Raw genomic sequence first — 14031 nt, 5'->3', positions numbered from 1 at the left:
ACAGCCACACGATGGCGGACAGATTCTTCAGCTGCCACGTGCTCCATTCGTTGTGCGTCGTGTCGATGGCGGTGCGATAGCGCTGAGCATCAATAAAGAGCGTCTTATCCTGCAGTTCCTGGGGCTTTCCCTTGTCAAAGAACCAAAGCGTGCAAGGCAGGCTCTTCGTATAGAAGAAGTTATTTCCTACATACAGCACCACATCGGCATGGCCGCTTTCCACAAGCATGCGGCGCATCTGTTTTTCGCTATTGGAGTCGGTAGCCGAAGAGGCCATAACGAAACCAGCACGACCGCCCTTGCTTACGCGTCCGTCGGCATGCATGTAACCAGGTTCAGCGAGATAGGAATAGAAGTAGTTGATCCACAAATAGTTGGCGCCGCTCGTTGACACCTCGCCCTTCGCATTGGCTTTAGCAACGCCCAGAGACATCCGCCCTGCGTTGATGGCGGCTTCAGCCTTAACCTTATCAACATTGAACGGCGGGTTGGCCGCCACATAATCGCAGGAGCCATCAAGGGTAAATGCATCGTGGTAGAAACTGTTCGCATCATCTCCCGATTTTATGTGACCTTCCATTCCATGAACAGCCATATTCATCAAGCAAAGTTTGGCGTTGTATTCAACCTTTTCCTGCCCGTAGTACATCATGGTGTTAGTTGGATTTCCGCCATTGTCTCGCACGTAATCACTTGCAGACACAAACATACCGCCGCTGCCGCAAGCCGGGTCAAGCATAGTGCCTGCTTCGGGCTCAAGAACGTTCATTATCATGCGCACTAATGATTTTGGCGTAAAGAACACGCCGTCATCGCTGGCGACCGCAGGTGCAAATTTTCCAAGGAAGTATTCGTAGATGCGTCCGATAATGTCGTCGCCTTCTGCATCTAGCTCTGGGTTGTTGAACACACGAAGAACTTCGCCAAGAAGATCGTCGCCAAGTTCGTCATAGCCGCGAGGCAGAATGCCCGAAAGTGACGGTGTTTCCTTCTCGAGTAGATCCATTGCGTCATTGACCGCGCGGCCAATTTCGGCTCCCTCTGGTAGTTCTACCAAATAGTTGTAGCGAGCCTTTTCAGGAATAAACATAGCTCCGCGCTGCGTGTAGTCGGAAGACTCGATGGGGGCCAGCCTGCCCGTATGCTGCGCACGCTCTTTGTGAATCTGGGCATCTACTCGACTGAAGCGGCCCCATGCATAGCGAAGAAAAATGAGCCCTAGAACAGGCAGACAGTACTGCTGGCTGGTAAGTTTTGAGTTCGCACGCAGATTATCGGCCGCTTCCCATAGGTCGGTTTCCAGTTTCTTGATATCGGCCATTGGTTATTTCCCTTTCACGGAAAGCTTATTGATGAATCAGTTGCGGAAAAGCGCGCTAAAGCTCATACCACTCATGGCTGCGTGTTCAGCCGCGACATCCTGTAAGTTTGACGAGATATTTACAGTAACTACCACGGCGTTCCCCTCGGCAAGATGCGCCTGTGTTTCAGCGCGACTTGCGTCACGGGTAGCCATGGACTTGTAGTTGTCGCTCATAGTATGCGGCCTTACGACGAAGTGCAGTGTATTTGCAATACCTCTATTTTAGCACTCGAAGTCGCCGCCCTAAGTAAGCTCCAACTAGTTATGATTTCAAAGGACCGGACCATGCCCTGATGCTTGCCCGAAAGATGCCTCATACCAAGCCACTCGTCCGACACCAAAGCGAGCAGACATAGCTTATACGGCCACTTTATGCCGGGATGACGTTTTCTCAAACTCATCGAAAAACGCCTCTTAGTCTTTTATCGCGATCATGGTTTCGAGAAGGGCGCGCATCTCGCCTTCCTGAGTATCATACTTCGGCGCACTTTCTTCGAATCGCCCATCACACCCACGTCGGCTCCGACGAGCTCGTATCCGGATTTGAGTGCGACAAGCACAGCTTCTATATCCTCAAAACCACCTATTACGAGCGATTAAGGAAACCGCCACCGCACCCACTCGCCTACGCTAAGCGACACCCGCCTTTGCAAGCAGGTCGGCCACACTGTCCTGCTCGGTTATCTCGCGCACTGCGCGGCAAGGGTTGCCGAGGGCCAACATGCGCGGCGGGATATCCTTGGTCACTACGCTGCCCGAACCGACAACGGCGCCATCGCCAATGGTCACGCCCGGGTTCACCGTCACGTTTGACGCCAGCCACACATCGCTTCCAACGGTAATGGGCAGGTTGCGCTCAGCAAGGTGTGAGGTGCCGTCTGCACCGTGGCGCATAGCCCGCTCACGACCGAGCAGCGGATGAAGCGGCGTGGCGAACGTACAACAGGGCCCTACCCACACGTCGTCACCGAACGAGATGCAAGCCCCGTCCAGAAACGTGGCATTGAAGTTGAAATAGCACCCCTTCCCCATGAAGATATGGTAGCCGTAATCCACCTGCGTGCCGGTCGCCACCGCAGAGCCCTCGCCTACGGCTCCGAACAACTCGCAGAGAAGGTTGCGGCGATCGTCCTCCGACAGGCTCACGTCCGCGTTGATGCGCCGCAAGCTCACCGCGCACTTCGGGCCGCATCCCCACGATAGCGTCCTCGGATAAGAACCCGTGTGTTACGCACACCGAGCGCTCCCATACCAGCGCAAGCGCTTCGATTAGCTCGGCCGGACGCCGCACCTGTTCCTCTAGGTAAAAAACCACCGTCAACTCCTTACGCGCGAAAACGCCTTCGACCAACAACGCGGATCGCCTCTTTGGCAACCAGGCACTCCAGGATGGATTGAGTCCGTATGCCGGCAATCACGTCGCGCCTGGACCGCTTCGCCGGTCTGCAACCGCTCGCACGATTATACGTCCCCCCGGAAACCACGGCCCACAGGCACGCCCGAACTTTTGCCGAAAGCCTCTTGCGCACCCAAAAAAACACCTGCCAGGGCAGAGGAGGGCCCCGACAGGTGAGTATCAACGCCTTACGGGGATACGGCCCGGACGAGCCACACCCCCGAAAGCAATCTACGCCGTGAATATGGTGCAGTGCCGCCCTTCGGCCTCCTTCGCCATCTCGGACAGCGTACCGATCTTCAGCGCCCCGGCAGGGCAACCCGTCACGCACAAGGGGTTCGGGTCCGCATCATAGCAGGCGCGGCACTTGTCCAGCACCGGTGCCACCAGATGGTACTGGCGCAGTTCGCCGTCCACCACGAAGGGCTTGCGGCGCTCCACCCGCATCCAATCCTCGTCGTAGGGGTAGCGGTGCGTCTCGCGGCACGCCGCCTCGCATCCGAAACATCCCGTGCAGTCGTCCAGGTCGAGCAGCAGGGCGATGCCGCCTCCGTCGGTCCTCTTCATTACAGGTCCCCCCTTCCCGCTTCGATCTTACACAGCGACGAGCGCATGGGCGTGGCGCCGTAGCCGGGGTCGGCTGGCTTGGAGGGCACGAGGATGTTTCCGTTGGCCTTGTCCCATCCATAGCCAGGCAGCCCAAGCTCGGGACATTCGTCGCGCCATGCGGGGCGCGGCACCGCGATGACACCCTTCTTTATCTCACGCGTAACCTCAGCCTTCGAGATGATGTGGCCACGCGGCGAGGAAATGGTGATCCATTCGCCGTCGGTGATGCCGTAAGCCCGAGCATCATCGGGGTGTACCAACGCGAAGGGGTCGGGGTACAACTTGCGCTGTGAGGGTACGTTCGTCCAGGCAGAATGGAAGAACGAGTACACGCGATGGCCGGTGATAAGCGTGAGCGGGTAGTCCCGAGCGAGCTCCGGCTGGCTGCGCTGACTCTCAGCCGGCTCGGTGTAGTCGGGCAGCGCGTCGTAGCCGAAGTGCGTCATCGACGGGCAGGAGAACTCGATGCGCCCGGTGGCGGTGGAGAATCCCGGCTGCCCATCGGGGCGCAGCATGCCCTTCTCGTACTTCTTCTCCACGTACGCCCCGGCCTTGCCGCCCGGCTCGGTGGAGCGAGCGGGAACCGCCTGGAATTCCTCCCAGGTCAGATCGAGTCCATAGAACTCTTTCAAACGCCAGAGCACCATGTCCTTCTCGTTGGCCCACGGCCAGTCTTCCGGCTTGATGCGACGGCCCCACTCCAAGAAGAAGCGCCAGTCGTCCCAGCATTCGCCCGGCGCCGGCACGGCTTGGTCAAACGCAAGGAGAAGGTTGCCGTCGATCTCCTCGTCATACGTGCAGCGCTCCGACCAGTCGGCGGTGGGCAGCACGATGTCGGCCAGCTTCGCCGTGGGCGACAGGTAGTAGTCCTTCACCGCGATGAACTCCAGGTTCGGCGAGGTCATGGCCTCGTAGGTGAGGTTCGTGTTCTCGTAGCACAAAAGCGGGTCGTTCGCGACGGCAATGAACGCCTTCACCGGGCGCGGTTCGCCGGTGAGGATGGCCTGGAAGGTGGCATGCGGGTCGTTCGAGCGGCCGAACGACTTGTACAGCGGATACTCCTCGCCGCCGAACGAGAACAAGTCGGGTCGCCCTGGGTCCTTCGACGAATCCCACAGCGTGATCTTGTCGTCGAGCATGACGGAGAACGACAGCGGCACGCTCACGCCGCCCGGCACGTCGATCCAGCCCAAAAGTCCCTGGAGGCACGCGAGGGCACGGCCGTTCTGGATGGCGTTGGAGTGCATGCAGCCAGGCCCGAGGCCGATCATCATGCCGACCGGGCCGCAGGTTCCCATAATACGCGCCGCCTCGAGCACCTGCTCAGGCTCGATTTCGCACACATCGGCAGTCTTTTCGGGAGTCCACTCTTCAACGCGCTCAACCAGCTCGTCAAAGCCGTAGGTCCACTTGTCGATCCAGTCGGGGTCGTACCACTTGTTCTTGATAACCTCGCGTATGATTCCGAGCGCCAGCGCCGCGTCGGTGCCGGGGCGTGGCTGGATAGCAAGGTCGGCATGCTTGGACATGTCCTGGAAGCGGGTGTCGATAACCACCAGCTTCGCACCCTGCTTCTGCCGGTCATATATGACCTGCGTGAACGCACGCTCCATGGCGGGGTTCTGACCCCAGAGCACGATGGTGTTCGAATTGCCCAGGTCGCCCTCGGCCGGGCTGAAGATGCCCAGGCTGATGGCGTTCGGCAGGATGTGCGGCATGAGGCACACATGCGTGGGCACGAGCGACCAGGTTTCTAGGCCCAGCGACGAGTTCAGGCGAATGTGCCAGTGGTTCGTCGTGCGACCCGTACCCTGCCCCGTGATGATGGCCTCGGGCCCGTACTCGGCCGCGATGCGCTTGCAGTTGTCCGCGATGGTGTCGAGCGCTTCCTCCCAGGTGATCTGCTCCCACTGGCCGCTTCCGCGCTCGCCGACGCGCTTCATCGGGTGCAGCAGGCGGTTATCGGTGTTGTTGTGTATCTCACGCTGCGACATGCCCGCACCGCAGATGACGCCGTGCGACTTCGGGTTGTCGGGATCGCCTTCTATCTTGACGATCTTGTCGCCCTCCGAGTACACGAACACCCCGCATCGTGCGTGACAGGTTGTGCACTGCGTTCTGGTTTTCTTGATTGCCATAGAACCGCTCCTCTCGTCTCGACATGCTTGACCCAGCATACTTCCGCGCACGCGCGGAAGGACTTCGTGAAGATTCGGTCGCGGGCTCGGCACTGATCGGCCGTCAATCCCGCTGGCTTTATCCTACGACCGCCAGATGAGGCTGTCCAACACGGAAGGGTTAGCAATCCACAACCAAGGGTTGTATACTATGTAGCAGTTCGACCGGATGGGGAGCGCCTATGCGCATCGAATCGCTGACATACTTTCTCGAGATAGCCCAAGCGGGTTCGTTTTCGCTGGCCGCACGTCATCTGTACGTATCGCAGCAGGGCTTGAGCAAATCCATCCAAGCGCTCGAGCGCGAGCTTGGCACCACCCTGTTCGAGCGCACGGGGAAGCGGGTACGCCTGACCGAGGCCGGACGAGACCTTGCGCCTCTGGCGCGCGCCTGCATCGAGAGCCAAAAAAACCTGCTCGCCGGCATGCGCAAGCATGTCGGCGCCGTAGGACCCGCGAAGACCGTCCGCCTGACGGCCATGCCATTCGTGGCCAGCGGCATGTTCTCCTTCATGAAGGATCGGCTCGACGCCTACGACCTGCGCAACGTGGCCCTGGTGGAAAGGGGCTTTCCCGAAATCCTCGCCGACCTCGCACGCGAAGACGCAGGCTCCGCTACTTTGGCCATGGTGGTCGTCAGCGCCACGATGCGGGAGACCCTCGCGCAGAATCCCGCCGTCACCTTCGCTCCGCTGTTCGAGTCGAGGCTCATGCTCATGGGAACGAAGCGGCTCATCTCACCGAAACGCCAGCGCATTTCCGTCGACGAGGTCGTCCGCCTGCCCTTGGCATACTACAGCGAGCCGGTGCTCGAAAGCGTGATTGCGGACACGTTCGCGGACAAGCCTTTCGAGAACATCATCATGCACACGTCAAACATCGAGATGATGAACGAATACGTCGAGACCGGACAAGCCGTGACCTTCAGCGATACCTTTAGCGCCTACCTTTTGGGCAGCGAGAATAACGAACTGCTGTTCATGCCCATCGAGGGTGCCGCCTCGTTCTCGGTAGGCTTTGCGCATCGGGCCGACCCGCCGCTCGACAACCACCTGGCAGCCTATGCCGAGCGATTCCGAAGCTGCATAGGCACAACCTGCAAATCGTATCTGGCAAAGACTCCTGCAATCTGACGGGCTTGCGCTGCGGCAGGGACACGCATCCTCGAAGCCTTCGCCTAGCGCGCGCACTCGACTCCGCCGCGCACGACCATCGCAACTGCCACGCACACAACCGCCATGCCCGCAAGAAGCAACAGCGGGTGAGGCAAAAACGAGAGCAACAGCGTCACCGCCACCAGCGCAAGGGCACCCATCTCATACGTTGGGCGCGGCCCATGCGGAAACAGCCGAATCGCATCGAACCCGCAACTCAAAAAGAGAGCGGCGTTCATCAAAACGGACAGCGCCATCCCCAGCGCCAGGGGGATGCTCGGCAAAGGCATGAATGCCACCGTCACACATGACACCACGCTCACCAAGACAAACGATGGCAGCGAATCGAGAACCAACAGCCCCAGCGTATCGAAGGGCAGCCTGTCGCGCACCAGTCGAACGCGCACGTCGTCGCGAAACGCTCGCGTCGCCACCTGCACGCCTTGAGGAACCAACAAGAGCATCATAGCCCAAAACAAAAAGGCAATCAGACCACCGAAGCCCGACAGCGCAAGCACGCCAAGCGGCGCAGCTGTCGCCCCCTGCATAATCAGACTTGGCAACCCCTCGAACTGGCGAATCATCGACAACGCCGCACGCGCAACCAAGGCGTAACCTCCCATCTGGGCCGGAAGATGAAGGATCGGCCGACGCCCCGCCAGCTTTCTTCGCCGTCGGTAGTCGCTTACCAAAGCAGGATCAAGGGGCGACAGCACCCCAAACGGCTGAAGGTCGGCGTACAGGGCGTTTTGCTCGATCACAACCGTCATGTCGATGCGCGACACAAGCACCACCAGGGCAGCCAGCTCCCCCGCAAGCAACACGGCCGCACCGGCGCAAACCACGCCCGGCCCCGTGCCAATCAACAAGATTTCCGGAGTCGCCCTAAAAACCAGCCAGCAGCAAAGGAAAGCCAACGCCAACCCTACAACAACAAGCGCCGCAACCACAGCGCATCGGCGCCGCCCTCGCTCAAGCACCAGGCGCCCTACCCCGACAAGCCACGCCCCTCCTTCGGCCGCAAGCACCAGCATCACCCCCAAGAACGACGCAACCAGCGGATTCACCACCATACCCAGACCCGCGTCCAAGCACACGCCAACCAAGTAGCCTGCGAAACCAGCAACGAGCGCAGCTGCCAAACCCGAAGTCGCGAATCCTACCGCAACAACAGAGCGCGCATCAAGCGAGCTCGCCGCAATGAAGGCGATGTCAGGGCGCGAAAACTTCACGACCGACGCCCGCAAACCATCCACGCCACGCCCGACAAACAACGCGACCGGAACAAGCAGCGCTCCAAAGAACAGCATCGACGAAATCTCCGGCCCCGCTAAAACAAACACGTCCACCGCAGCGCTCAGCAGCGCCGCCCACATAAGCACGAGACAAATGCCTACAACAACGACTGAATAAAGCTGGTACATGCGCTCGCCTCTGCTGCGATCATGCTGAAAGTCCGACCCCAGAATGCACAGCAGATACAGCAGCGTCGTCCGTGCCTGGCGAATGCGCAGCCAAGCCAGCAGGCGCATATCACCCAACATGGCTGCTCACCCCCGCTCGACAGCCCGCAAGCTGCCGTCCTCTAAACGGAAAAGAACCTCGGGGTTCAGCGCGGGAACATCATGATGACAGCTCACCAAAGCAGCCGCGCCGCACTCGCGCGCCTCGGCGATCAACCTGCTCAAAACAACAGACGAGTCTCGGTCAAGCGGACCGTACGGCTCGTCAAGCAACAGCAGGCGAGGCTGAATAGCAAACGCCAACACCAAGGCGAGCTTTTGCCGCATGCCGCGGGAAAACGACGAGGGCAGATGCCCCGCATGCGCCGCCAAGCCGAACTCCTCCATGAGCAATTCCGCACGGCTCCCTTCGACGGGAACATGGTTCGCGCTCAACATAAAGCGAATATGCTCGGCGGCGGTCAGATCATCATAGAAAGCTGGCACGTCGGGAACGAACGCAATCTGCGCGCGCTGCGCGCGGTTCGTCCCCCTAAAGCGCTCGCCGCAAAGCAGCATCTCGCCACGCTCCACCGCATTCCACCCGGCAAGGCAGCGCAAAAGCGTCGACTTCCCCGCCCCATTCGGCCCCTCCAGAAACGCAACCTGCCCCGCCCCCAGCGCAAACGAAACATCGTCCCATACCGCATCCTTGCCGTAGCTGTACGCAAGGCCCTCAACGCGCAATACCTCGTCTATCCCAGCGCAAGACGCAGCAGCCCTCGGGCAATCAGCCATCTCATGTCACCTTTACAGTTTCGAAAGACGATCAAGCAAGGGCGTGAAGCGCTCGTCGTCAGCGTAGCCATCCCAAACGGTATATCCAAAAACCAATTGCTTGTACTGATTCTTCATATCGAAAAGATCGTACTGCACCTGAGCCATACGCGACGCAGCAGGTTCACTGTCGACCGTTTCTGGAATACGGTCGTAAAGCACCGGGTGGTTTCTCCCCATGAAAGGTTCATGACCCACGTCATCCAACAGGCCGACAAACCGCCCAAGATAGAGCAGCGCGCGTTCCTTTTCGCCGCTTTCCAGGCACGCGGTAGCTGCACCACCGTAGAAACCGAGCGCTTCAGAGGGGCAGTATCGCTCAAAATCAAATCCCTGAATCATACCTTCACCCGCCTGAAGCAAGGCACCCAGGCGGTCGCCGACAATGCTGGCGCAAAGATGAAGTTGCATAGAAAGAGAATTCATGACAGAAGAAGCGCTCCAAAATAGCATGTCTTGATAAAGCGCCAAACTGGCCTCATCATCGCCCCGCTGCTGATACAACGTTCCTAAAACGGTTTCGGCAACAAACGGCTTTTCAGGTTTTATGTCCTCGACCAATGCAATGGCCTCATCCAAACCCCCTTGCTGGCTCAACAGCATGGCACGCATGAAGCGCACCGATTGAATGAGCTCCACATCCTTGCTTTGACACTCAACGCGCTCAAATAGCGTTGCTGCTTTTTGCATAAGCTCGTCACTGCGCTCGGGAAGGCACGACACAGCACTCATATACAAAGAACCTAGTCGCATCAACAGCGGCCAACAAGTGTAATAATCAGCCGCAAGTGCATCAATGCGCTCGCAAGCAGCATCTGCATCTTTAGCCAAGAGATCCATGAGGTCAAAGTAACACGCATCGTTTTCCTCGGCTGAAAGCTGAGGGCGGTAATCAAATAGCCCATCAAGCGAGAGTCCAAAAAACGCTGCAATACGCGGAAGAAGCGCCACATCAGGCAAGCTCTGCCCCAGTTCCCACTTCGAAACGGCAGCTTTCGTCACGCCAAGATGCTTCGCTAGTTCTCCCTGCGTGATTTCCCTCGCTCGACGCTCGCGCACGATAGTCGTCCCAATATTGATGTCATGCATGCCCGTTCCTCGCCCGATGCTCTTAATCGTGCATCTTCGCTCGTCCCGCTCAAAGGCAGCGGATGCTTTCGGTTGTATTTCTGAGATCCAGTATGCAGGAACACCAACGCTTGACGCAAGCGAGCACTGGTTGACTTTATGCGAGCACCGTCAACCACTCCTCTACACGCTCAACATCCGGAATGCCCTAGAGCCACCAGATGACATGCTTGTCCATGACGCACTAGCGCAACACCGCTCAAGTAAAGACGGGCACTATTCCGCCGAACAATCGACATCGGCGCGATCAAGGTAAGCCTGACCCCACGCGCACATTGCATGGAGAACAGGCAGGAACGTCTGCCCCAGCGGGGTCAGCGCGTACTCGGTCTTGGACGGCACGACGGGATAGACCGTGCGCGATACGAGTGTTAACGATATCATAATGGCCAAAATTACCCACATTAGCCGGTGATTGTCATTTTTCGATTTACCTCGAACAGGATCAACCTCCCCCTTCATGATCGCAACTTGTTTTCTCCATCGTCTTTCAATCCCTCTATACCTAGCCCTCAGGCCTACATCACGAAAAATCTTGACTCTCTCACATCCAGCGCCCCTCCCGCTCAGCCAAGCAGCCAATCGATCAGGTTAACTCCTTTGATGCCGCCCCTCTCAGGCGCGAACTCGTCAAGAGAAAGAACGTACTTCGGGTAATTGTCGGACACCGCCTCAAGCGCTGAAAACTCCCGTTCGATCACCTTCTCATCGGCAAGCAAGTAAGCAACCTGATAGTAGGCAATCTCATCGCCGTGGCGCGCTATGAAGTCGACCTCCTTCTGGCCTACCTTTCCAACGGTTACGGAATACCCGCGCCGCTTCAGCTCCATACAGACAATATTTTCGAGCACCTGGTCGATCGAGGCTGTATTGCTATATCCAAGCGCCTCCCGAATACCATGATCTACCAGGTAGAACTTCTCGTTGAACTTCAGAGTCTTCTTACCTATTGCATCTTCGCGCCCCACGCGGTACAGCAGACAGGCCGCCTCGGCCGCTCGCAGATAGTTGTAGACGGTATCCACCGAAACCGAGCGGTGCTCGCTCTTCAGATAGTCGGACACACTCTTAGCCGAGAACGAATGGCCTATCTCTTGTATGGCGTACTGCATAATGCGCAAGAGTTGATCGGTGTCGCGAAACTCGTTTTTCTGCACGACGTCCTTAAGAAGGATCGTCGAATAAACATCTTGAAGATATTGCAGAGAGGCGTCTTTCTCGAATTCAAGGTCGTATTGAAAAGGAAAGCCTCCCTGTTCGACGTAGCGAGCAAATGCCTTCCGCGAATTAGGACCCTGTCCTACCGCTTGAAAGGCCCGGAAGAATTCGGCGAACGAGAACGGAAACACCGGGATTTGCACATAGCGACCGGTAATGTAGGTTGCCAAGTCGCTTGAAAGCATGCGCGCGTTTGATCCAGTCACATACAAATCAATGTCGTAGTCGACCATAAACGACCTGAGAGCTTTTTCCCAACCCTGCACCTCTTGGATTTCGTCAAAGAACACGTAATGCTTCTTCGTCGGATCGACGCGTTGCGCGATATACGCAGAGAGCGCATCAGCGGTAGTCATTTTGGAAAAGCGGGCCGATTCGAAGTCGATGTGCACCATAGCATCGCGAGAGACGCCTTGCTCTTCGAGGCCTTCGCGAATGAGCTTGAGCAACGTTGATTTCCCGACACGACGTGCGCCCACCAACACCTTGATTATATTTTTTCCTACGAAAGGCCGAAGAGCCTCTTCGTATTCTTTGCGTTTGATCATGGGAACCACCGCCTAAAGTTTCGACCATGGACGAAACTTTATCATATATGGTTACTAGTTTCGACTATGAACGAAACTTTGATGCAATTTTGTAGAAGTTTCACTTACAGTCGAAACTTCTACCCTTGACACTCTGCTCCGGCAATCCCATAAAAAGGGCTGCACGATCCCTTAGCTGAGGAAACCCCGCGCTCCTACCAGTGGCACACTACCGTGTCGGCTTCCACCAGCAGGCTGTAGAGCTCCTGGGCTTTTGCGGGCGGCAGGTTCACGCACCCATGGCTTCCGGCACCATCCTTGTAGAGGGTGCCGCCGAACGCGCTTTGCCAGTCCGCATCGTGGAAGCCGACGGCATCGCCCACAAACGGCATCCAGTATTGGACTTCCGTGTTGTAGATGTTCGCATCGCCCTGGTATCCGCTGAGGGTGGACGGGCTCGCCTTACGGTTGACCCAGTACACGCCCGCGGGCGTGTCGTGCTGGCCGTCGGGGATGCCGGTTATGATGTCCGATTCCCAGATGATCGCACCCGACTCGTCGTAGAAGCGCGCATGTTGCTCGGACAGGTCGACGTCCAGGTAGCGGTTGCCCCAGTCCTGCTTGCCCGCACCGTGGTAGGCATCGCCCTTCGCGCCGCAGGGAACTTCCAACGGGTCGGTGCGCGCTGCCGTCACGCCTTCCTTCACCTGCGCCACCAGCTCGTCGGTCTTGACCTCCCAACCATAGACGCCGCCCGACACGGTAATCTGCTTGCCGTCGGGGCGCGTATAGGCACGGGTGGTGCCCACGGTGGTGCACGCCTTCGCCAGATCGTTCGCCCATGCAGCGAGCGCCGCCTCGTCGAACGTGACCGAGAAGTCGTCGCCGAGCTTGATCCATTGGGAGATGAGCGAGGCATCCACCTTAGCTGCAGTGTCCTTGCCCATGGTGAGCGCAAAGTTGGCACCGGCCATGGCGTTTGCCGTATCGACGGCCGCAACCAGCCGCGCGTCGTCGGAGGTGACAACGGGCTTTTGCAGGAAGTCGTCGCCCACGGTCAGGGAGGGCGACAGGGAGGAGACGGCCTTCCAAGCGGCATCTACCACTGCATCTGCCTCGAGTTTCGTGCCTATCTGCTCGGGAGTCACCGCATAAGCGCCCTTTGCCGCGTCGAAGGCGATAGCGGCATCGACCGGGCCCACAGCCGACGCGTTATGGGCGTTGACGGCTTCGCGTACGGCGTCCTTGGCTTTGAGGTCGCTGAACGCCACGGAGAGCTTCTCGGTCTCGTCGTGCTGTTGCGCCAGCTCCAGCGGCCAAACCCACGGGCTGGCCGCCGCCATAGCCTCGCGGGCAACATCCGTGGCGCTTTGCGAGGAAGACAGATCGGAGCCTTTTAGCTTGACTTCAAGACCCTGTCCCTGCAGCGAGAACTGGTAAGCGCCCACCACCTGGGCAACCGCGCCCTCGGCATCGGTCGCCGACATGAGCGAGACGTCAGACTCGCCGATTTTCGTGTTCGGCATGAAGTGGAATGTGAAGTAGACGGCAACGCCCACGTAGATTGCCAGCAGCAAAGCCACGACCACGCCGACGATAATGAAAGGCTTGCGCGAGGTGGGCGATTTATGCGAACCGGGCATGTCGAATCGCCCCTGGGAGAAGCCGGCATCCGCATTCGCGCCCGCACCCGCATGGCCAAGGGGTATCGAGCCGGTTGACGACGGGGAGGGCGGCGGGACGGCGGCCATCCTACTGGTAGAAGCTGGCTGCGCGGCGCTCATCCGGCTCGTAGAGGCCGGCTGGACGGCACCCGCATCGAGAGGCGAGCCCGAGGGGCTCTGACTGCCGGGCACCTTCGCCCGGTCGCGCGAGGCGTCCCGACCGTGCTTGCCGTGCTTGCCGAGGGGCTGGAGGGGACGGTAGCCCGAAGGCACCTCAGGCTCGCCGTTCGTGTTGTCGTTGGTTTCCATACACTGCTCCGTTTGAACGACTGCGGTTGAAGGAAACTATACTCCAGCCGAGTGTCGGTCATCGGTAACGTTTCCGGGAATACCGAGAAAACACGGCGCAAGACCGAGAGGGGGCAAGATCAGACCGAAACCTTCGAGCGCTCAGGAGCGCACACCGAACCGGCATGCCGTCCAAAGACCGTTTCGAGAAGGCTGCTTACCCGGTTC

At 58.7% G+C, this 14031-nt stretch carries 12 protein-coding genes; 1 reads left to right on the top strand and 11 read right to left on the bottom strand.

Annotation, left to right across the window (positions count from 1 at the left end):
* From RR842_RS07640 to RR842_RS07620, 5 genes are all read right to left on the bottom strand, one after another.
* The coding region (locus RR842_RS07640; RefSeq protein ID WP_332729392.1) for a class I SAM-dependent DNA methyltransferase at positions 1-1321 on the bottom strand (1321 nt) is incomplete at its 3' end.
* 36 nt (positions 1322-1357) lie between these two features.
* Positions 1358-1537, bottom strand: coding sequence for a hypothetical protein (locus tag RR842_RS07635; protein WP_332518243.1), 180 nt, complete (start codon positions 1535-1537; stop codon positions 1358-1360).
* 456 nt (positions 1538-1993) lie between these two features.
* Positions 1994-2536, bottom strand: a complete 543-nt coding sequence (locus RR842_RS07630; RefSeq protein WP_332729390.1) for a sugar O-acetyltransferase — start codon at positions 2534-2536, stop codon at positions 1994-1996.
* Between the two features lie 454 nt (positions 2537-2990).
* The gene (locus tag RR842_RS07625; protein ID WP_332513927.1) at positions 2991-3326 is read right to left on the bottom strand and encodes a hypothetical protein; all 336 of its coding nucleotides are present in this window, start codon (positions 3324-3326) and stop codon (positions 2991-2993) included.
* Positions 3326-5506, bottom strand: a complete 2181-nt coding sequence (locus RR842_RS07620; RefSeq protein ID WP_332729389.1) for a molybdopterin-dependent oxidoreductase — start codon at positions 5504-5506, stop codon at positions 3326-3328. The genes RR842_RS07625 and RR842_RS07620 overlap by 1 nt, the downstream gene beginning before the upstream one ends.
* Positions 5507-5727: 221 nt before the next feature.
* Between RR842_RS07620 and RR842_RS07615 the strand changes: the two genes are divergently transcribed.
* Positions 5728-6678 carry a LysR family transcriptional regulator gene (locus tag RR842_RS07615; protein ID WP_332729388.1) on the top strand — a complete coding sequence of 317 codons (951 nt, stop codon included), beginning with the start codon at positions 5728-5730 and terminating at the stop codon, positions 6676-6678.
* Between the two features lie 44 nt (positions 6679-6722).
* Here the strand turns inward: RR842_RS07615 and RR842_RS07610 are convergent, their stop codons facing one another.
* The 6 genes from RR842_RS07610 to RR842_RS07585 form a co-directional block, all read right to left on the bottom strand.
* Positions 6723-8243 carry a hypothetical protein gene (locus RR842_RS07610; RefSeq protein ID WP_332713055.1) on the bottom strand — a complete coding sequence of 507 codons (1521 nt, stop codon included), beginning with the start codon at positions 8241-8243 and terminating at the stop codon, positions 6723-6725.
* Between the two features lie 6 nt (positions 8244-8249).
* Entirely contained in the window at positions 8250-8939 is a 690-nt protein-coding gene (locus RR842_RS07605; protein WP_332518247.1) for an ABC transporter ATP-binding protein, read from the bottom strand.
* A 12-nt stretch (positions 8940-8951) separates the two neighbouring features.
* The gene (locus tag RR842_RS07600) at positions 8952-10067 is read right to left on the bottom strand and encodes a helix-turn-helix transcriptional regulator (protein WP_332518248.1); all 1116 of its coding nucleotides are present in this window, start codon (positions 10065-10067) and stop codon (positions 8952-8954) included.
* Positions 10068-10322: 255 nt separating this feature from the next.
* Positions 10323-10490, bottom strand: a complete 168-nt coding sequence (locus RR842_RS07595; RefSeq protein ID WP_332513919.1) for a helix-turn-helix domain-containing protein — start codon at positions 10488-10490, stop codon at positions 10323-10325.
* A 182-nt stretch (positions 10491-10672) separates the two neighbouring features.
* On the bottom strand, positions 10673-11872 hold the full coding sequence (locus tag RR842_RS07590) for an ATP-binding protein (protein WP_332574523.1): 1200 nt from the start codon (positions 11870-11872) through the stop codon (positions 10673-10675).
* Between the two features lie 194 nt (positions 11873-12066).
* Complete coding sequence (locus RR842_RS07585) at positions 12067-13824, bottom strand: L,D-transpeptidase family protein (protein WP_332729387.1); 1758 nt, start codon at positions 13822-13824, stop codon at positions 12067-12069.
* Between the last annotated feature and the right edge of the window lie 207 nt (positions 13825-14031).

The organism is Gordonibacter sp., from assembly GCF_036667095.1.
Classification (GTDB): Bacteria; Actinomycetota; Coriobacteriia; order Coriobacteriales; family Eggerthellaceae; genus Gordonibacter.
This window is presented reverse-complemented; position numbering and strand designations above follow the sequence as displayed.

Bases quoted from the DNA above. Each gene is read 5' to 3' on its own strand.
- RR842_RS07635 (WP_332518243.1), bottom strand. From the start codon at position 1,537: ATGAGCGACAACTACAAGTCCATGGCTACCCGTGACGCAAGTCGCGCT.
- RR842_RS07625 (WP_332513927.1), bottom strand. From the start codon at position 3,326: ATGAAGAGGACCGACGGAGGCGGCATCGCCCTGCTGCTCGACCTGGAC.
- RR842_RS07620 (WP_332729389.1), bottom strand. From the start codon at position 5,506: ATGGCAATCAAGAAAACCAGAACGCAGTGCACAACCTGTCACGCACGA.
- RR842_RS07615 (WP_332729388.1), top strand. From the start codon at position 5,728: ATGCGCATCGAATCGCTGACATACTTTCTCGAGATAGCCCAAGCGGGT.
- RR842_RS07610 (WP_332713055.1), bottom strand. From the start codon at position 8,243: ATGTTGGGTGATATGCGCCTGCTGGCTTGGCTGCGCATTCGCCAGGCA.
- RR842_RS07605 (WP_332518247.1), bottom strand. From the start codon at position 8,939: ATGGCTGATTGCCCGAGGGCTGCTGCGTCTTGCGCTGGGATAGACGAG.
- RR842_RS07600 (WP_332518248.1), bottom strand. From the start codon at position 10,067: ATGCATGACATCAATATTGGGACGACTATCGTGCGCGAGCGTCGAGCG.
- RR842_RS07595 (WP_332513919.1), bottom strand. From the start codon at position 10,490: ATGATATCGTTAACACTCGTATCGCGCACGGTCTATCCCGTCGTGCCG.
- RR842_RS07590 (WP_332574523.1), bottom strand. From the start codon at position 11,872: ATGATCAAACGCAAAGAATACGAAGAGGCTCTTCGGCCTTTCGTAGGA.
- RR842_RS07585 (WP_332729387.1), bottom strand. From the start codon at position 13,824: ATGGAAACCAACGACAACACGAACGGCGAGCCTGAGGTGCCTTCGGGC.